Genomic DNA, 19432 nt, shown 5'->3' on the forward strand with positions numbered 1-19432 from the left:
CAGATTGACGGAAACTCGCAAATCAAGAGGTCTTCTTGTTGGATTCGGTCGTGGTGAGCGAGCTGGATCTCGCACTCGTGCACGCCTTGCAGCTTCAGCCCCGAGCGCCCTGGACAGATCTCGCACCCCTGCTCGGCGCCGCCGCGGTGACGCTGGCCCGGCGCTGGGAACGGCTCACCGCACAGGGCCTGGCCTGGGTCTCAGCGGTGCCCGGCCCGTCGTTCTCCCGAAGCGGCTGCACGGCCTTCGTCTTCCTCCGGTGCCCTCCCGCTGCCCGCCGGCGCCTGGCCGACAGGGTGGCACGGCTTACGGAGGCGGTGACCGTCGAACTGCTCGCCCCAGGACACACCGACCTCATGCTGGACGTGCTGACGCCGGACCTCCCGGCCCTGCACCGGTTCATCGGCGAGGAACTCGCCCCGCTGCCCGACGTGCTCGACGTGGAATGTGTGTTGGCCACGTCCCTCTACGCCGAAGGCTCCCGGTGGCGGCTGAGGTCACTCGACCCGTCACAGCTCTCAGCGCTGGGACGGTCCTACACCCCCGACGCAACGGGGAGCGCCGCCTTCAACCTGAGCCTGGACCACACACTCCTCGACGCGCTGGTGCGAGACGGGCGCACCCGGCTCGCGGATCTGGCCGCACTCACCGGACGCAGCACCGCCACCGTCCGGCGGCGGATCGGCCTGCTCACCACAAGCGGAATCATCGCGTTCCGCTGCGACATGGCCCCGGCCGTGTCCGGACTGCCCGTGTCCATCACCTTCCGCGGCCGCGCCACGGCCAACGACGTCAACCGTCTGCACCGCACCCTGGCCACTCTGCCCGAGTGCCGGCTGCTGGCCGCCGTCACCGGCTCCGCCAACGTGCTGGCCACCTACTGGGTCCGCGACATCGGCTCGGTACAGCAGCGCGAGACGACGGCCTGCGCCCGGTTGCCGAGCCTGGAAGTCACCGACCGCGTCCTCGGCGTACGCACCGTGAAAAGAATGGGGCACCTGCTGGACGACGAGGGACGGCGCCTGGAGGTCTGCCCGATCCGTCCATGGTGAGGTAGTCCGGCCCTGGTGCGGGTGTCCCACAAACGCGGCGCCCCAGGACTGCCCTCACCTCCTCGGCGACACCTTGGCCGAAGCTCGGCGCCGGGGGCACGCGGCGCTGAAAGGGGGCCACCCCGGCCTCTCGTCCGTCGCCGCCCCGGTGCTGGACCACGCCCACTCGGTCGCCGGGGTCGCCGACGCGGCAACTGCCGGTGGTCTCTCCCTCCGACCGGTCCACCTCCGTCGCGGTGGAGGGCTCTGACCATGAGGTGGATGCGCGACAGCCAGAAGCCGTCCCGCGCCTGCCGGTCGACGGGCAGAAGCCGGTCGGCCGACACCCGTGACAGCCAGGTCTGCGCCCGGCGCTTTACAACCGGCCTCACGCCCTCCCGTCTATGTCTGTCCGATGGGACGCATCGGACTGAGGGAGTTCGATGCGGAACGTGCAGCCCAGGCCGGGTGCGGTGTCGAGGGTGAGCCGGCCTTCGTGGACAGTGACGAGGGCGTGGGCGATGGCGAGGCCGAGGCCGGAGCCGCCGGTGGTCCGGGCACGGGAGTCGTCGGTGCGGTAGAAGCGGTCGAAGACGTGGTCGCGCTCGGCGGGGGTGAGGCCCGGTCCCTCGTCGGCGACTTCGAGGACGGCACGGTCGCCCGCGGTGCCGACGCCGATGCGAATCGGGGTGCCGGGCGGGGTGTGGGTGACGGCGTTGCCGATGAGGTTGGTGACGACCTGACGGAGCCGTGCCTCGTCGGCGACAGCCGGGGCGGTGGCGGGTCTTCCGCCGTCGGGGCCGGTCAGGGCGAGCGGGCGGGTCGCGTCCAGAGCCCGTACGTCGTGCAGGGCGTCGGCGGCCAGCGTGCGCAGGTCCATGGGGGCGAGCTCGAGATCGAGAGCGGGTTCGCGGGCGGAGACCACGCCCTCGTCCAGGCGGGCCAAGAGGAACATCTCCTCCACCAGGCGGGTGAGGCGTTCGGATTCGGCGGCGATCCGGGTCATGGTCTGGTCGACATCCTCGCGGGTGGGCAGGGCGCCCATGCGGTAGAGGTCGGTGTAGCCCTTGATGCCGACGAGCGGCGTGCGGAGTTCGTGGCCGGCGTCGGCGAAGAAGCGAAGAGTGCGCGCCTCGGCCTCCGCGCGGGCCTGGAAGGCGGTGTCGATCCGGTCGAGCATCTGGTTGAGGCAGGCGGTCAGGTGGCCCACCTCGGTGTGGGGCGCGGCCAGTTCGGGGACGCGGTGGGAGTAGTCGCCGACGGTGATCGCCGTCGCAGTCTCCTCGATGCGCGTCAGGGGGCGCAACCCGGAGCGGACGGCGAACCAGCCGGCAGCCGTGAGGATCGCGAGCAGAGCGGCACCCACGGTCAGGGAGAGGTTGCGGGTCTTGGTGACGGTGCGGTCGACCTCGTCGAGGGAGGTCGCCACGACCACGCTGCCCGGGCCCTCCGCCCTTTCAGGCGGGAAGACCCGGGCGGGCTGGGTGAGGGCGATGGCTCGCCACTTGTGGTCGCCGTGCTTCGCGGGCACGGTGAAGGGGTGGCCTTCGTGGGCTAGGACGGCCGCACGGTCGAGGGACGGGAGTTCGGGGCCGCCGCCCGGGGGTACGGTGCTCGTCTCGAACTCCCCGGTGGCGGCGCCCTCTTCGTCCAGATAGGTGACGGTGGTGTCACCGAGGACGCGGAGGGCCTGCACACTCGGCGGGGTGCCGGTACCTGCGGGCGGGGCTAGGCGGGCGGCAATCTGCCCGGTGAGGACAAGCCGGTCGTCGACACGGTCCTGGAGATAGCCGCGCAGGGCCGTGGTGACGATCAGGCCGGTCCCGAGGAGCCCGACCGCGACCAGCGCGGTGGACAGGCACAGCAGGCGGGTGCGGAGGGAAAGCCTGCTCGACCGCCTGTCGGTAGGCCACCATGCCGGGCGCTTCACGGCCGGGGCTCGCGGATCACGTAGCCCACGCCTCGGATGGTGTGGATCAGTTTGGGCTCCACCCGGTCGACCTTGCGGCGCAGATAGCTGATGTACGTGTCGACGATGCTGGGGTCGCCGCCGAAGTCGTACTCCCAAACAGCGTCCAGGATCTGCTTCTTGGTCATGGTCCGTTCGGCGTTGGCGACGAGGAAGTGCAGAAGGCGGAACTCGGTCGGGGACAGGCGCACGGTCCGTTCCGCCCGGGCGACGTGGTGGCTGTCAGGTTCCAGTGCCAGGTCCCCGACGGTCATTCGGGCCGGCTGCTCGCCCTGGGTGCGGCGAAGTACGGCGTGGATGCGAGCTATGAGTTCTTCGAGGTCGAAGGGTTTGGTGACGTAGTCGTCGCCACCGAGGCGCAGGCCGTGGAGCCTGCCTTGGCGGTCGTCTCGTGCCGTGACAAAGAGGACGGGCACGTCGCCGCCCCGGCCGGGCAGGGGTGAATGGGGCCTGGCCCGCAGGCGGCGGATCACTTCGAAGCCGTCCATGTCCGGGAGCATCACGTCGAGCAGGACGAGATCGGGGGTGCGGGCCGCGGCCAGGTCGAGTGCTTCCTGGCCGGTGGTGGCGGCGTCGACCTCGAAGCCGGCGTAGCTCAGTGCGGTGCGCAGCAGTTCCCGGACGGTGGGCTCGTCGTCGACGACAAGCAGGTGGTACCGAACGGGGCGATCCACGGAGTACGGGGTAGGTGCGGATACCGCCATGGTGTGGATCGCCGCCTTCACGGGCCGGGGACTGGGGGCGAGTGGCTCAGGCTGGGCCAGCACTGGCTTCTCAGGAGATCACATGGGGCTCACGACACCGTGTCCGACGGGACCCGCCGAGCGGGTCCGGCGGCTGTCGCCCGGCGCCCCGCGGTGCCCGACCGCCGCGGGGCGGGACCTGAGCACCGGGCACGGCGACCGTGCAGGCGGCTGCCGGCGTAGGAGGCGAGGGCGGCCAGGACGAAACCGGTCAGCGCGGACAGTCCGATGCCTCCGTCCAGTCCTGCGGTCATGCCGCCCATCTCGTTGCCCATGAGGCTGATGCCGATCCGTACCGACCCCCGCGCGAGCAGCGGAAGCAGCAATGCCGAGATGCCCACCACGATGCCTGTGCGCAGGGCGATCTCCGCGTGACGGTCGAGCACGGCCTCGGAGTCCTCGCGCGGGGTGCGGGCCGGAGTTCGGGCGGAGGCCACATATCCGGCGATCACCAGGAGGAGCAGTACGAGGACCATGGCGAGCAGCCACAGCGGTATGCCTACGCCCGACCAGTCTCCGAGGTCGACGGATTTGTCCGTGCCCGCTGCGTCACCCTGAGCCGCCCCCGCGCCGCCGAGCATGCCGCTGCCCTCGGGCTCCAGTCGGTGCATGCCCACCTGCCAGGAAGTGCCGAAGCCGGCGGTGAACAGGACGGAGATTAGGTTGGGGCCGAGGAGCAGCAGCAGGCCCGCCGCTCTGGCCGCCTGGTCCCGGCCGGTCAAGGCGGCGGCCCCGGCCAGGAACGCGACGACGAGGGCCGAGCAGCATAGCGCCGCGGCGATCCCGGTCAGGGTCGAGGTCACGGCGTTCCACTTCAGGCGCAGGCGGCTGAGGGCGAGGGGGCGCGGCAGGATCGTACGGCGCGCGGCGAGGCAGCCGAGGGCGAGGACGGCGCCGACCCACAGCAGGCCGAAGAAGATGGTCGCCACCGTATCGGTCTTGAACATCACCGACGACAGGCCCTTGGTGAGTCCTCCACCTCCGTCACCTCCGAACTGGCTGAACGCTCCGGACGAGGCGCCCTTCCCGAAGCGGTCCGTCACGCTCTCCGGCAGCCGGGCCGTGCCCTGGGCCATGCCGGCCAGGATCGGGGTGACTACGGCCGTGGTCACCAGCGCGCCGCCGCACCGGGCCCACAGCAGCGCCGGAGTAGGCCGTTGCCGTCGGCGCAGGGGACGGAAGAAGCCGATCGCCAGGACTGCCGTACCGAGGAACGTCAGCATCAGTGGCGTCACCGCCACCTCACCGGTCAAGCCGAGGCTCATACCTTCACCGCCACCGCCCGCTCCCCCCAGCAGCCCGCCGAGCCCGCCGCCAGGACCGCCGCCCTCGGTGGACTCGGCGGTGGACGCCGACTCCACGGTGACGCCGCCGCCGAAGGTCATGCTCACCATCGTCGGCACGAGGCGGGACACGGGGGCGATCGCCCCGGCGCCCAGGACTGTGAGCGCCGCCCATGCGGCGGCTGTCATCGCCAGCACGGCGGTCGCGACAGAGAGGGCTCCTTCAAGGGCGTGGCGCCAGGGCGAGCCAGGACGACGGGGGGACGGCGGGGCGGAGGGCATCGGCAGGCTCCTGTGTACGAGGCAGGGGGGGACGGGAGAGGGGGACGGCGCGGCGGGAGGGGCCGCCCCGTCCCGTGGACGCGGGCACGCGGACGCGGTTGCGGAATCGCGGGGCACGGACTCGGTCAGGGGCGCGGACTCAGTGGCCGCTGCCGCTTCCTGCGGTTTCGAGCCCCAGGTCCCGGCCGCCGTCAGGCGACGCTTCGACGCCTGCACGCGGGGGACCGCCCTGGTCCCGCTCGAGCCGCTCGCCCTCGACATCCAGGTCGGGCACGAGTCGGTCCAGCCATCGGGGCAGCTGCCACGCCCGTCGGCCGAGCAGGGCCAGGACGGCCGGGACGAGCGCCATGCGGACGACGAAGGCGTCGAAGAGAACGGCGGCGGCCAGACCGAAGCCGATGGTCTTGAGCATCTGCTCGTCGCTGCCCATGAAGGAGGCGAACACCGAGATCATGATCACGGCCGCCGCAGTCACCACGCGCGCGCTGTGCTCGAACCCGCTGATCACGGACTCCTTCGGCGACTGCCCATGCACGTACGCCTCGCGCATCCGGGTCACAAGGAAGACCTCGTAGTCCATGGCGAGTCCGAAGACGACACCCACCATGAAGATCGGCATCATCGACATCACCGGCCCCGGTACCGCGACATCGAAGATCGAGGACAACCACCCCCACTGGAACACCGCGACCACCGCGCCGAGACCGGCGAGGACGGAGAGCAGGAATCCCAGGGCCGCCTTGAGCGGGACGAGGAGGGAGCGGAAGACGGCGATGAGCAGCAGGAACGCCAGGCCGACTACGAGCCCCAGGTAAGGAAGCAGCGCGTCGGACAGTTTCTGTGAGACGTCCACGTTCATCGCCGTCGATCCGGCGACCAGTACGTGGGCGTCGTTGTCGCTCGCGAGTGCCGGGGCGCGCAGCGCGTGCACGAGGTCGGCGGTCTCGGTGCTCGACGGTGCGGTCGCCGGGACGACGTTCAGAACGGCGGTGTCGCCGGACTCGCTCAGTTTCGGCTGTCCGACCGCGGCGACGTCCTTCCTTTCGCGGACCTCCTCGGCCACGCTCCGGGCGCCTGCCTTGGCGCTGCCGCCTCCCTCTGCCTGGACGACCACGGTGAGCGGGCCGTTGTAGCCCGGGCCGAAGCCCTCGGCGACCCTGTCGTACGCGCGACGTTGCGTGGTCGAGGCGGGCTTGCTCTCGTCGCCCGGCAGCCCCATCTCCAGCGAAGCCGCCGGCACGGCGATCACGCCGAGCAGCGCGACACCGCCCAACAGGACGGCGACCGGTCGCCGGACGACGAACCGGGCCCAGCGCACCCCCATGGCGGGCTTCGGGCTGTGTTCCTCGCCACGACGCCGCTTGGCGCGGGCCGGACCGATCCGGCGGCCGCAGATCCCGAGCAGCGCGGGGATCAGCGTGACGGCAATGAGCACCGCGATGACGACCGTGGCGGCCGCGGCGAGGCCCATCTGCGTGAGCAGCGGAATGCCCACCACCGCCAGCCCTGCGAGGGCGATGACCACGGTCAGCCCCGCGAACACGACCGCCGATCCCGCGGTGCCGACCGCGTACCCGGCCGCGTCGTTACGGCTGCGGCCACGTGCGAGTTCGGCGCGGTAGCGGGAGACCACGAACAGTGCGTAGTCGATGCCGACGGCGAGGCCGATCATGGTGGCGAGACCGCTCGTGGTCGAGCCGAGTCCGAGCGGCTCCGCCAGCACTTTGATCGCCAGGCCGCCGATGCCCACGCCGAGGATAGCGGTGAGCAGCGGGAGTCCGGCGGCGAGCAGTGAGCCGAAGGTCAGGACGAGCACCACAGCGGCTACCGCCAGGCCCAGGGCCTCAGAGGAATGGCCGACGGCGATCGCGTTTACGGCGTTGCCGCCGGCCTCGACCGTCAGTTCCTTCGAGCCCGCCTTCTCGACGGTGTCCTGAAGCGCGGTGCGTGAGCTCTCCTCCAGTTCGGAGGCGGGCACCTCGTAGGAGATCTGCGCATAGGCAGTGGAACCGTCAGCGCTCACCGACCGGGTCGCGTACGGGTCGGTGACCCACGCGACCTGTGGATCGTCACTGAGTTCCCGGACCGTCTCCTGGATGGCCTTCTTCGCCTCCGGGTCGGTGACCTTGCTGTCCTGCGCCTGGAAGACGACTCGGGCCGTGGCGCCGTCGGCCTTCAGCTCCGGGAAGCTCTTCTCCAGGAGGTCGTACGCCTGCTGCGCCTCCGTGCCGGGCATCGAGAAGTCGTTCGGCGGCGGGGCGGGAGCCCTCCCGGCCAGCACCCCCGTCCCCACGAGCAGTACCACCCACAGCAACGCGACCAGCCAGCGCCTCCGGAAGGAAAACCGGCCCAGCCGGGAAAGGAATGTGGCCACAGCAAACGCTCCACGTCGGTCGAGGCAGATCGGAACAGGTGCCGACGCTGTCAGCCCGCCCTGATCGCCTCCGGAGAGATCCTGGGAACTTCCTGAGAGATCCGGGCACCACGGCGGGGCCGATGCCTCCGATCCCCGGCAACGCAGCTGTCAACCGCGGCCCGATTCACAGGAAGTTCACCAAGTCGGTGCGAGATGGGTCCCGATCCGCAGGAACGCCTTAACGAGCGGAGCGACCGGCACGTCGGGGGAGATGACCTGCGAGCCGAAGTGGACGGCGACCAGGTCGAGGCCGGGCGAGACGAACAGCCGCTGGCCGTGGATACCGCTGGCCAGGTAGGAGCCGTACGGATCGTTCGGGATCCACCACAGGTCGTGGTAGGAGAGCGTGGCCGACGAGCCGCGCGGTGCAGCGGGGAACCGTACGCGACGGGGGTAGCCGTCGGGGACGCCACTGGTGATCGTCGTCGCCACTTCCTCGGGCACGACCTGCCGGTCGCCGACCGCCCCGCCTAGACGGAGCATCTCACCGAGCCGGGCGACGTCGCGCGCGGTGGCGCTGAATCCGCCGCACGCCGCCTCGACGCCGTCGCCGTCGAGGATGTAGTAGGCGTCCTCCTCGGCGCCGATCTTCGACCAGATCATCTCGCTGAGCAGCGCCGAGGTGGTGAGGCTCGTGACCCGGCGCAGGACCTCGGCCAGCGTCTCGACGTTGCCGTTCTCGTAGCGGAACTCGATGCCCGGCCGGCCGGTCGCGCGGGCGGTCAAGAGGTGCTCGCGAATGGTGGTGGGGCCGTTGTAGCCGAACGGCCGCAGCCGAGGAGCGATGACGGCGAAGTACCGCTGCGCCTCGATCGCCTTGTCGAAGGGCCGGCCCGCGTAACTGACCTGGGTGCCCATGTGCAGCAGGTCCTCGATCGTGGCGTCGCCGAAGGCTGTTCCGGCGAGTTCGGGAACGTGGGCGGATGTCGGCGCCGACCTGTCCAGGAGGCCCTGGTGCGCCAGGGTCGCCACCATCAGGCCGATGTACGACTTGGCCGCGGAGGCGTTGAAGTGCGGGGTGCGCGCCTCGGTGCCCTCCCGGTACGTCTCGTGGACGACGGCACCGCGGTGCATCACGAGGAACGCGTCCGTCTGAGCCGCCGCAAACAGATCCTCCAGCTTGAGCGTGGTGCCGCCTGCCTCGATGTCGAGCGCGTCGAGGTCAGCAGGCCGGTCGGGCAGAGGCCGTGCGGGCTCGGGGCCGCGCCACACGCGACGGCTCGGGGTGAGCTCGCGGCCCGCAGACGTGAAGCGTCGGATCCAGGCCGGGTCCGTGTAGCCGCGGGTCCACAAGAGATCACCGAGTCGCGTCAGGTCGGTCATAAGTCACTCCATCACCGCAGAGGTCTTGAACAACTACAGCGTTAACGTACAACCTGTTCAGAAGCAGGCGGAGACAGTCTCTCGACACCGATGCCATACGCCCTGCCATGCGCGTTTCCGCGTGAACCGTCGACCGCCTCCGGATCGGCCCGTTCGCGCCCCCTCCGCGCCCTTCCCCTCCGAGCCGCAGGAGTTCCCCATGGCCGAACCGTCACCGCCCGCACCGCCCCGCGAGGCCATCGGGGCGCCACCGCGTCCGGTGTTCGGCCGGCGGCGGGCCTGGCTGATCACTGCGGTGATCGTGACGTTCATGCTCATCAACTACGCGGACAAGGCCGTCCTGGGACTCGCGGCCGTGCCGATCATGGACGAGCTGGGCATCAGCAACAGCGCGTACGGGTTGATTTCCAGTTCGTTCGCGCTGCTGTTCAGCCTGTCCGGGCTGATCGTCGGCTTCGCCTCCGCGAAGGTCTCCAGCAGGGTTCTGCTCTTCACGATGGCCGTCCTGTGGGCGGTGGCCCAACTGCCGGTGCTGTTCGCGGCGTCGGTCCCAGCCCTGATCGCGGGGCGGATGCTACTCGGGGCCGCCGAAGGGCCGGCGGCGCCGATGTCGATGCACGCCCTGCACAAATGGTTCCCTGAGGACCGGCGCGGCCTGCCTTCCGCCCTGCAGATCAGCGGTGCCGCGCTCGGCACGCTGATCGCGGCACCGGTCCTGACATGGCTGATCACCGGCTTCGGATGGCGGTCCGCATACGTGGCACTCGCGGTGGCCAGCCTGGCCTGGAGCCTGGTGTGGTGGCGGACGGGGCACGACGGGCCGTACGGCGAGGAGCTCACCCGCAGTGCCCGCCCGTCCGTCGGCACCGCGCACGGCTCTTCCACCGGACAGCGACTCCCGTACCGGCGCCTGCTGTTGAACGGCACCGTGCTCGGGAGCATCGCGAGCGCGTTCGGCGCCTCCTGGGCGATGGCGTTGAGTCACGCCTGGCTGCCCGTCTACCTGCGTACCCAACTCGGAATGCCCCCCGGCAGGGCTGCCACGCTCATCAGCGCCGTCTCCGCGTTCAGCCTCGTCCTGCTGCTCTCGGTGCCCCCGCTCCTCGATCTCCTGCACCGGCGCGGCCTCTCACGCCGGTGGGCGAGCGGCGCCCCGCAGGGCATCGCCGTCACCGTCGCGGCACTGGCGATGGCCTCCTTCCCGTTCGCGGACGGCGGGACGCAACTGGCGCTGCTCGCCGTGGCCTTCGGCGGGCACGCCATCGCCTTCCCCCTCCACTACGTGACGGCCGCCGCCGTCGTGCCTCCGCTTCAGCGGGGGGCGGTCTTCGGCATCGTCGCGGCGACAGGCACCTTGCCCGGACTGATCGCCCCCTACCTGACCGGACATCTGCTGGACTCCGCCTCTTCACAGAGTGTCGGCTACACCCGTTCGTTCCTGCTGTCCGCCGCCGTCATGGCGGCCTGCGGGCTCGTCGCCCTGTTCACCATCCGGCCGGAGCGCGACGCTCGGCGACTGGCCCCGACCGTCACGGCCGATACCCTGCGATGAGGACCGCCGGGCTGTGCGGCAGGCCGGTAGTCGGGCCGTCGGCGCCCGTTCGCTCAGGCCGGCGACTCGAAGCCGCTGGCCCAGTACCGCCCGTGCAGCGCCAGGTCGAGAAGCATGCGTACGACCTCCTCCGCCGGCAGGGTCGGGGATTCCTGTTCGACCCACCAGCGAAGTACGGCGATCTGCTCGCCCACCCACACCTGGGCGAGGAGATCGGGGTCGATACGCGGCTGGACCGCGTTGCGTTCCGCACGGGCGCGGAACTCGTCCGCTGTCGCCTTGGCACAGGCATCCGTGAACATCAGCAGCGGTTTGCCGTCCCCGTCACCACGCAGCACGATCCGGTACAGGTCACGCTCCTCACGCGCGTGCCGCAGCATCTCCAGAACCGGCTTGCCCGTGAAGCCGATCGCACTGTCCGCCACGGCGGGAGCGAGCCGCTCGCCGAGCTCGTCCAGGAGGTCGACCGTCACGCGGGCGAACAGGTCCTCCTTGTCACGGAAATGGGCATAGAAGGTCGCGCGCGCCACATCCGCCCGCTCGGTGATGTCCTCCACCGTCAGCGCGGTGAAACCGCGCTCCAGGACCAGCTCGACCAATGCGGCCCCCAGGGCACGGCGTGACCGTCTCGTACGTCTGTCCTCGGCCACCGGGGCCCTCCTCGATCGTCGCTCCGCCTGCCTGCCCAGTCTAAAGACCCTTGACACCTGACACGTTAGTGAACAACCTGTCTGTAACTGAGCATGTAGTCCAACTTCTTTCCGGGGCCGGTTGCCATGCCACCCCAGCGCTCTTTCCCCCTTCCGCTCGGAAGCAGGTCACTTGATGAACCTCGGCACCTACCTGGCCCGCAGCGCCCGCTACTGGCCCCAGACCCCCGCCCTCGTGTGCGGCGACCGGTCCTGGACCTTCTCCAAACTCGACGGCTCGGCCAACCGCCTCGCCTCTGCCTTGTCCGCCCGGGGGCTGCGCCCGGGCGATGCCGTGGCGTCGCTCGCGTGGAACCGCGGCGAGCTGGTGGAGGTCGAATTCGCCCTGTACAAGGCCGGTCTGACACGCGCTCCGATCAACGCCAGGCTCGGGCGCGGCGAGATCGAGCACATCCTGCGCTACGCCCCCGTACGTGCCCTGGTCTTCGATGCGGCGCACCGCGAGGACGCCCTTGCCGCGATCGCCTCCGCGGGCGCCGAATGCCTGCCCGTCCCGCTCGATGCCCCGCAGGAGTCAGGTCCGGACGAGGTGTCCTACGACACGCTGCTCACCGAGGGCGACGAGGCACCGTTCCTCGTTGAGGTCGACGAGGCGCAGCCGTGCGTCCTGAACTTCACCTCCGGCTCCACCGGGGCCCTGAAGGCGGCGGTCCAGACGGTCGGCAACCGTCTCGCGAACATGCGCAAGCTGCTGATGGCTGACGAGTCCCGGCCCCGCCCCGGGACCCGCTTTCTGGCCTGCGGCCCGATCACACACGCCACCGGAATGGGCCTGCTGGCCGGGGTGTTCGGCGGTTCCACGACGTACGTCCTGCCGGCCTGGAGCCCGCAGAGTTTTCTGGAGGCCGTGGAGAAGGAACGCATCACCACCACGTTCCTGGTGCCGGCCATGGCGAACATGGTCCTAGCCCACCCGGAGGCCGAACGCTACGATCTCTCCTCCCTGACGAGTGTGCGGATCGGCGGCGCGCCCATCTCACCGCAGCGCCTGCGCGACGCCGTCGCGTTCTTCGGACCCGTCGTCGCCCAGGGTTATGGCCTCGGCGAGACCACCAGCGTGGTCGCGGGTCTGAGCGGTGAGGAGATAGCCCACGCGGTCAGGGAAGACGCCGAACTGCTTCAGTCGTGCGGGCGGGCCACGTACGACACCGAGATACGCGTCGTCGACGAGGCGGGCCACGAGCTCGCCCCGCGCGATGTCGGCGAGGTCATCGTGCGCGGCCCCGACTGCGTACGGGAGTACTGGAAGGAGCCGGAGCTGTCGGCCGAGACCTTCCGCGACGGCTGGGTGCACACCGGTGACCTGGCGTGGATGCGGGAGGACGGCTACCTGTTCCTCGTCGACCGCAAGAAGGACATGATCATCTCGGGCGGCTTCAACATCTACTGCACCGAGGTCGAGGCCGCCCTGTACGAACATCCGGCCGTCCAGGAGGCGTGCGTCGTCGGCGTGCCCGACGAGCAGTGGGGCGAGGCCGTCAAGGCCGTTGTTGTACTGCACGCGGGCGCCACCGCCGAAGACCTGATCGCCTTCTGCGCGGACCGCCTCGACCGCCTCAAGAAGCCCCGATCCGTCGACTTCGTGACCGAACTCCCCCACAACCGCAACGGCAAGCTCGACCGCAAGGCCGTCCGCGAACCGTACTGGGCGAACGCCGCCCGCCGCGTCAACTGACCCACCGCACCACGGAGTCCCCGATGTCCTTCTCCCTCCTTCCCACCTACGACGACCCGCACACCGCAGAGTTGGTCGAGCGCCTGCGCGACTACCTCGACGGCGAACTCGCCGACTACGAACACGAGCGCGGCATCACGCCCGCCACCCGCCTCTCCCGCGCCGACCTCGAACCGGTCTGGCGCCGCAGCCGCGAACTCGGCTTCTACGGCATCCACCTGCCCGCGGAGTACGGCGGCCAGAACCTCACGTACACCCAGCTCGCCGCCCTTAAGGAGGAGGTGGGCGCCAGCGGACGCGTCCTGTCCCACTGCGTCCTGGGCGATATGGGCGGACCGCTGCGCGCGGGCGACATCCTCAAGCACGCCACCGAGCACCAGTTGAAGACGTACCTGCTGCCGCTGATCCGCGGCGAGCGGGCCTGCTGCTTCTCCCTCACCGAGACCGACGCCGGCTCCGACGTCCGCTCCATGCGCACCGTCGCCGTCCGCGACGACGACCGGGGCGGTTACCGCCTCACCGGTCACAAGGTGTTCTCCTCCGCCGGGCCCTTCGCCGACTTCGCGATCGTCGTCGCCCGCATGGCCGGTACCGGTGAGGAGGAGGGCGATAAGCCGCTGTTCTCCGCGTTCCTCGTGGACCTCGACAGCCCCGGCTGCCGTGTCGAGGACGGCGCGACCCCGATGTCCGGTGAGCACATCGAGAGCGACATCGTCCTGGACGACTGCTTCGTCCCTGCCGCCAACCTGCTCGGCGAGGAGGGCAAGGGCATGCGTATCGCGCTGGGCCGGGTGACCACCAACCGCCTTCTGCACTGCCCCACGGTGCTCGGCGCCACCCGCCGCGCCGTCAAGCTGACCCTCGACCGCACCCGGACCCGGCAGGTCGCGGGCCAGCCGCTGCTCATGCTCCAGGCCATCCAGCACAAGGTCGCCGACATGGCCACCGAGCTGTACGCCGCGCGCTCCATGACGTACAACGCGCTGGCGGCGCTGGACGAGGGCCGCGAGGTCCACGCCGAGGCGTTCATGTCCAAGCTGTTCGTCGCCGAGTCCGCCTTCCGCATCCTCGACGAAGCCGTGCAGATCCACGGCAAGGAGGGGCTCACGCAGGGCAACGAGATCGAGTACCTCTTCCGCAAGATCCGCATGTTCCGCGTCCTCACCGGCACCTCGGAGATCCAGCGCAACGGCATCGCCAAGCTCCTGGCCTTCAACCACTGATCAACACACCCCGTCCCGTCCGGAAGGCGTCCTCCACCATGACCGCCGCGTCCCCACCCTGGTCGGCCCTCACGGGCAAGCGCATCCTCTACCTGTCCCCTCTCCTGCCCGGCCCGTACGCCACGTCGATGCTGGCCGACCTCGGGGCGGACGTCGTCAAGGTCGAGGATCCCGCGGGCGGCGACCCGCTACGCGCCGCACCACCCCTGTTCGAGGTGCTCAACCGCAACAAGCGCTCCGTGGCCCTGGACCTGCGCACCCGCTGGGCCGGGGTGCCTTCCTCGGGCTCGTCCGCACCGCCGACGCCGTGGTCGAGAGCTTCCGCCCCGGAGCCCTCGACCGTCTCGACCTCGGCTTCGACACCCTGCACGAGACGAACCCGCAGCTCGTCCTGTGCTCCCTCACCGGCTACGGACAGACCGGACCGTACGCCGCGAAGCCCGGCCACGAACTCAACTTCCTCGGCCTCTCCGGCTTCTTCGTCGTCCCCGGCCGCCTCGACGGCATCATCGTCCGACCCGGCGTCCGCCTCGGCGACCTGGCGGGCGCCCTGCACGCCGCCCTTGCCCTGACCGCCACGCTGGCCGGGAACGGCGAGGGTCAGCACATCGACGTCTCCCTCACTGAGCCTCCGCCAACTTGAAGTCGCAGGTCAAAGGTCTGGTATGACCGATGCTCGGGGTACTCGTGCTGGTCGTGGGCGGGAGCCCACGGAGAAGATCATCCGTCAGCGGTTGATTTCGAGGTTCGTCAGGACGAGTAGGGCGCGCAGGAGGCGGGTGGCGCGGGCGGGATCGGTGCGGAGCTTGGTGAGGATCCGCCAGTTCTTGAGGTGGGCGAAGCCGTGCTCAACCGGTGCCCGTCCGACGGCGAGAACACGGTTGGCCTCCTTCTCGCCTCGAGTGAGCTTGTGGGTACGAGTGGCGATGTAGCCGGTGACGATCACGGGGTCGAGGATGTCGTTGTCCAGGCCGCGGAAGCCGAGGTCGGCCAGCGCTCCGAGGCCGGCGGCGCGCAGGTGGGCCAGGATGTGGTCGTGGCGGGCTGTGGTGTTGTCGTGGGTGCGGCCGGGCCGGGCGGCGGATATCCAGATCAGGCGCCCGTTCTCGTCGGTCAGGGCGAGGAAGTGCAGGCCATGGCTGCGGTGCTTGCCGGAGTAGTTCCCCGGTCGGCCTTGCCGGTGCGGCGTTTGGTGCGAATAAGGGTGCCGTCGATCAGAACCACCTCCTCACCCTGCCTGGCGGCCTTCTTCAGAGCGCGGTCTAGGCGCGGCGCCTGGGCGGCGAGCAGTCCGATCAGCTCGTCGCGCCAGCGGCGGACGGTGGACTCGGACACGTTGTTGCCGCCGGCCATGTCGGCCAGGCGCTGGTCGTGACGCAGCACGGCCAGGACGATCACCGCGATCTTCCCGGGCGGCAGGATGCGCCACCTGGAGCGAATCGCCTTCAGGTGGCGCCGTAGCAGATCGGCGAGGTGGTTGACGGTGCTCGCGGACAACGGCAGACGGCACTGGTAGACAAGCGGGAGGGTGTCCTCGGCGTGCTCTTCGGTATTCGTCACACAATTCCAACGGTCGCCGGAGGCGCCCCGGTTACGCCCGTGCCGAGCCGCTCCGAGTGGCGGTGTTGCTCGTCACAGGCGAGTGGTGAACCGGCCGTCGGGCAGTTTGCGCAGCCAGCCGCGATCGACGAGTCTCACCAGCTTGCTGCGTAGCGGTTCCAGCTTGGATCGCACGCCAATGTCCACCCCGACTACCTCACCGACCTCACGGGCCATGACCGGTCCGGCGGCCTGCCGCACGGCGGCGATGATGCGCTGGTAGTCCCACGGAAGGGCGTCCTCCTCCACTCCCGGCTCGCGGTGCGGGATCAGCATCACCGGCCGGCCGCCCACCTGCCCGGGCATCGGCGCAGCCTGGGCGCGTTCGTCGGCGAGCTGCCCGGTCATCCGTTCGAGGACGCGTTCGGCGACGGCGAGTTCGTCCCGTTCGGCCCGCACTCCCGCCAGCTGTTTGACCAGATGCTCTTCGAGTTCGTCCAGTTCCGCACGCCGCGCGGTGATCCGTTCAAGCAGCTCGGGATCCAGCATGCACCGGATCGTAGAAGGCTGCCGGACTACGGCGAGCAGAACCGGACACTTCAGCTACCTACTTCTGCTGACGACCGCTTGTTCAGGGCTCGATCGCTACGAATGTCGCTTCTGGTCGGGCCGACCATGCGCCAGACGCTGAGCTTCGGCCGTGACCTCGGCATCGAGCTGGGCCAACGTCCTGTTCCCGTACTCGACGAGTCGTACTCATCATCAAACTCAGCAAGGCGCTCGGCGAAGGACTACAGCCAGACTGTGCCGGTCGTCTTCATCCCTTGGACCAGCTCCAGGAGCACGACACGGGCGCGGCGGCGCCCGGGCGAGCAGACGCTGACGGCCGAGCTCAGCAACCCCGACGGTGACGTTCTCTACTGCCACCAGGCCGCCCGCGCCGAAGCGGAGGAGGAACGGCGCCAGGCGGCTGAGCAGGAGACGCGGCGGCAGGTGTGCAGGCGGTGCGGGCAAAAGTGCACCGATCAGCGGTGGGAGAAGCTCACCATGCACGGTGCCGAGGGCCGATGACCGGGACGTGCCGCGCCGACGACACGGCCCGGCAGGAAGCCGCCGCACGGCCGGAGCCGGCCAGGCCCGGCCGCGGTCGGCGGCGCTGGCGATCCTGACCAGGCAAGCCCGTTGTGCGGCCGGGGTCATCAAGCCGTACGGCGCGACGGAGACCGAAGTGCCCGCGTCCCCGGGCGGGGCACCGTGGCGGGGAGCAGTTGGCGGCGGCATTGGCGTTCGGGCATGTGGTCGATTTAGGCTGCGTCGGTTCGTGCCGTTCACGGCGGCAGCCCATCGACGGAGAGGAAAGCCGATGATGCAACATGCGTCGGCCACCGACCCGGCTCCCAGGCGTCGCCCCGAGCTGGTCCCCGACCCGGATGCGGAGGCGGCCCGTATAGCGGCGGTACGCCGCTACGACATCCTCGACACGCCGCCCGACGGCTCGTTCGACCGGGTAGCGGCGATGGCCGCCCGCCTCTTCGACGTGCCGGTGGCAACGGTCACGATCGTGGACAGCGACCGCATCTGGTTCAAGGCCGCCCACGGCCTGGAAGGTGTCAAGGAGATCGGCCGCGATCCGGGCCTGTGCGGCTCGGCGATCTTGCGCGATGACACGATGGTGATTCCCGACACACTTCGTGATCCCGTGGCAGCGGACAATCCGCTGGTCGCCGGTGAGATGGGAGTGCGCTTCTACGCTGCCGCACCGATCATCACCCCTGAGGGGCACCGGCTGGGCACCGTCAACGTCCTGGACACCAGACCGCGCTCCATCACCGAGGACGACACCGCCACCCTGGCCGATCTCGCCGCGATCGTGCTGGACGAGATGGAGCTGCGGCTGTCGGCGCTGCGCGCCCTGCGCGACGAACAGGAGCGGCGGGAGGCGGAAAGCCGTCACGCCGAAGCGGAACGGGCGCGGGCCGAGGCGGAACGGGCGGCGCGGGAGCAGGCGGAGCAGGACAAGGCCGCCATCGCCGCGTTCGCCTCCACCCTCCAGCGCACCCTGCTGCCCCCGGCACTTCCCGTGGTGCCCGGCCTGGAGATGGCCTGCCACTACCGCACCGCCTCCGTCCACGACGTGGGCGGCGACTTCTACGATGTCTTCCCCCTCGACGGCGGCCGGTGGGCGTTCTTCCTCGGCGACGTGTGCGGCAAGGGCCCCGAGGCGGCGACCGTCACCGCCCTGGCCCGCCACACCCTGCGCGCCGCAGCCCAGATCAACCCGGACCCGGTCACCGTGCTGAGCGCGCTCAACACCATGCTGCTCACCGACGTCACCGCCGGCAGTCGCTTTTGCACCGCCCTCTTCGGCCTCCTCGAGCCCCGGGAAGGCAGCGGCTTCACCGTCACCATCGCCACCGGCGGCCACCCGCCCGCCTACCACGTGCGCCCCGACGACAGCGGCGCCGTATGGGTCAAGGCGGTACGCCCCAAGGGCGGCATGCTCGTCGGCGCCTTCCCCCAGGCACCCTTCGCCCAGACCACCTTCTCCCTGACGGCCGGGGAGAGTCTGTTCCTCTACACCGACGGGCTGACCGAAGCCCGCACCACCCAGGGCGCCATGCTCGGCGAGGACGGCCTGACCGGCTTCCTCCATCAGCGCACCGGGCCCGTCACCGCCACCTCCCTGGTCGAGGACACCGTCACGCTGCTGTCCTCGCTGCCCGACGGAGCCGGCGACGACGTGGCCCTGCTGGCCCTGTCCGTACCCGGCCGCCACACCGCACCCGACAGCGGTGTCGCCGCCACCGCCCACACCGCCGCCGCACCCGAACACATCGGCCAGGAGAGATGACCGACGTGACCGACACGTTCCACCTGACCGTCCAGCACCCTCGCCCCGGCCTTGCCGTCGCCACGGTCGTCGGGGAGGTGGACATGCACACCGCGCCCACCCTGCACTCCGAAGCCCTGGAGATCATCCAGCGAGGGCACCCGCGCCTGGTCCTGGACCTGGCACAGGTCGGCTTCTGCGACTCCGCCGGCCTGAGCGCGCTCATCCGCCTCTGGCACGCGGCCCAGGCGGCGGGCGGCTTGCTCAGCCTCGCCGCCGTGCCCGACCGTCTGATGCGCATGCTCAGCATGACCGGCGTCGACGCACTCCTGCCGGTCCATGCCACAGCCGCCGAAGCGATCGCCGTCATGTCCGCCGGCCAGTCCACGTGCGCAGACGTGCACGGCTCCGTCACCAGCTCCTCCACCGGGGGCGGGCACTCTGAGCTGACCGAGGGCGAGCCGGCGGCCTTCGACAACGCTCAGCGGCAGGAGACATCCCAGGCAGGAAACGTCGTCCAGGGCTGAGCGGACAGGCGGAAACACAGAGCGGGGCGGCTGTCCGGTCCGGCAGGCGCCCACTCATGCGTACGACATCGACGGCGAACTGCAAACCGCGACCCGACCGCTGCGCTGCACGCCGCCCTGTAAGCAGCTCTCGCACCTCCCCCGGAACCCGCCTCATGGACTTATGGTTCTGCCGAGACTGCTGGTGTGCTGCGGATCCTCACCAAGCTCCGCACCGATCCCGCCCGCGCCACCCGCCTCCTGCGCGCCCTACTCGTCCTGACGAACCTCGAAATCAACCGCTGACGGATGATCTTCTCCGTGGGCTCCCGCCCACGACCAGCACGAGT

16 protein-coding genes and 1 pseudogene are annotated in these 19432 nt (G+C 70.3%); 8 read left to right on the forward strand and 9 right to left on the reverse strand.

The annotated features are described in order from the left end of the window. Positions 1-53: 53 nt before the first annotated feature. Entirely contained in the window at positions 54-1052 is a 999-nt protein-coding gene (locus ACFYO9_RS06470; RefSeq protein ID WP_388666045.1) for an Lrp/AsnC family transcriptional regulator, read from the forward strand. 367 nt (positions 1053-1419) lie between these two features. On the opposite strand, the gene ACFYO9_RS06475 is transcribed toward ACFYO9_RS06470, so the two are convergent. The 5 genes from ACFYO9_RS06475 to ACFYO9_RS06495 all read right to left on the reverse strand — a co-directional run bounded on the left by ACFYO9_RS06475 (position 1420) and on the right by ACFYO9_RS06495 (position 9047). Then, complete coding sequence (locus ACFYO9_RS06475; protein WP_358778220.1) at positions 1420-2961, reverse strand: HAMP domain-containing sensor histidine kinase; 1542 nt, start codon at positions 2959-2961, stop codon at positions 1420-1422. Continuing rightward, positions 2958-3704 (reverse strand): response regulator transcription factor, encoded by a 747-nt coding sequence (locus tag ACFYO9_RS06480; protein WP_358778221.1) that lies wholly within the window; start codon positions 3702-3704, stop codon positions 2958-2960. The genes ACFYO9_RS06475 and ACFYO9_RS06480 overlap by 4 nt, the downstream gene beginning before the upstream one ends. Before the next feature lie 89 nt (positions 3705-3793). Beyond that, positions 3794-5308, reverse strand: a complete 1515-nt coding sequence (locus tag ACFYO9_RS06485) for a streptophobe family protein (RefSeq protein ID WP_358778222.1) — start codon at positions 5306-5308, stop codon at positions 3794-3796. A gap of 139 nt (positions 5309-5447) precedes the next feature. After that, a complete protein-coding gene (locus ACFYO9_RS06490) occupies positions 5448-7682 on the reverse strand; it encodes an MMPL family transporter (protein WP_358778223.1) in 2235 nt (744 codons plus the stop codon). A gap of 177 nt (positions 7683-7859) precedes the next feature. Next, positions 7860-9047, reverse strand: coding sequence for a serine hydrolase (locus tag ACFYO9_RS06495; RefSeq protein WP_358778224.1), 1188 nt, complete (start codon positions 9045-9047; stop codon positions 7860-7862). A 199-nt stretch (positions 9048-9246) separates the two neighbouring features. On the opposite strand from ACFYO9_RS06495, the gene ACFYO9_RS06500 reads away from it, so the two are divergent. After that, positions 9247-10599, forward strand: a complete 1353-nt coding sequence (locus ACFYO9_RS06500; protein ID WP_358778225.1) for an MFS transporter — start codon at positions 9247-9249, stop codon at positions 10597-10599. A 53-nt stretch (positions 10600-10652) separates the two neighbouring features. Here ACFYO9_RS06500 and ACFYO9_RS06505 read toward each other — a convergent pair whose 3' ends face one another. Continuing rightward, a complete protein-coding gene (locus tag ACFYO9_RS06505) occupies positions 10653-11249 on the reverse strand; it encodes a helix-turn-helix domain-containing protein (protein ID WP_358778226.1) in 597 nt (198 codons plus the stop codon). Positions 11250-11424: 175 nt separating this feature from the next. On the opposite strand from ACFYO9_RS06505, the gene ACFYO9_RS06510 reads away from it, so the two are divergent. From ACFYO9_RS06510 to ACFYO9_RS06520, 3 genes and pseudogenes are all read left to right on the forward strand, one after another. Then, positions 11425-12984, forward strand: coding sequence for an AMP-binding protein (locus tag ACFYO9_RS06510; protein WP_358778227.1), 1560 nt, complete (start codon positions 11425-11427; stop codon positions 12982-12984). A 23-nt stretch (positions 12985-13007) separates the two neighbouring features. Then, positions 13008-14207, forward strand: coding sequence for an acyl-CoA dehydrogenase (locus tag ACFYO9_RS06515; RefSeq protein WP_358778228.1), 1200 nt, complete (start codon positions 13008-13010; stop codon positions 14205-14207). Positions 14208-14335: 128 nt separating this feature from the next. Then, a pseudogene (locus tag ACFYO9_RS06520) lies at positions 14336-14850 on the forward strand (CoA transferase). Positions 14851-14934: 84 nt separating this feature from the next. On the opposite strand, the gene ACFYO9_RS06525 reads toward ACFYO9_RS06520, so the two are convergent. The 3 genes from ACFYO9_RS06525 to ACFYO9_RS06535 form a co-directional block, all read right to left on the reverse strand. Further along, a complete protein-coding gene (locus tag ACFYO9_RS06525; protein WP_359325091.1) occupies positions 14935-15339 on the reverse strand; it encodes a transposase family protein in 405 nt (134 codons plus the stop codon). Continuing rightward, a complete protein-coding gene (locus tag ACFYO9_RS06530; protein ID WP_358779403.1) occupies positions 15321-15767 on the reverse strand; it encodes a hypothetical protein in 447 nt (148 codons plus the stop codon). The genes ACFYO9_RS06525 and ACFYO9_RS06530 overlap by 19 nt, the downstream gene beginning before the upstream one ends. A gap of 72 nt (positions 15768-15839) precedes the next feature. Next, a complete protein-coding gene (locus tag ACFYO9_RS06535; RefSeq protein ID WP_358779402.1) occupies positions 15840-16295 on the reverse strand; it encodes a hypothetical protein in 456 nt (151 codons plus the stop codon). Positions 16296-16397: 102 nt separating this feature from the next. Between ACFYO9_RS06535 and ACFYO9_RS06540 the strand changes: the two genes are divergently transcribed. The 3 genes from ACFYO9_RS06540 (at position 16398) to ACFYO9_RS06550 (ending at position 19103) form a co-directional block, all read left to right on the forward strand. Next, complete coding sequence (locus ACFYO9_RS06540) at positions 16398-16817, forward strand: hypothetical protein (RefSeq protein WP_358779401.1); 420 nt, start codon at positions 16398-16400, stop codon at positions 16815-16817. Positions 16818-17109: 292 nt separating this feature from the next. Next, entirely contained in the window at positions 17110-18597 is a 1488-nt protein-coding gene (locus ACFYO9_RS06545; protein WP_358779400.1) for a GAF domain-containing SpoIIE family protein phosphatase, read from the forward strand. Continuing rightward, a complete protein-coding gene (locus ACFYO9_RS06550) occupies positions 18594-19103 on the forward strand; it encodes an STAS domain-containing protein (RefSeq protein ID WP_358779399.1) in 510 nt (169 codons plus the stop codon). Before ACFYO9_RS06545 ends, ACFYO9_RS06550 begins: the two co-directional genes overlap by 4 nt. Positions 19104-19432 lie beyond the last annotated feature (329 nt).

The organism is Streptomyces sp. NPDC005863 (assembly GCF_042871345.1).
Lineage (GTDB): Bacteria > Actinomycetota > Actinomycetes > Streptomycetales > Streptomycetaceae > Streptomyces.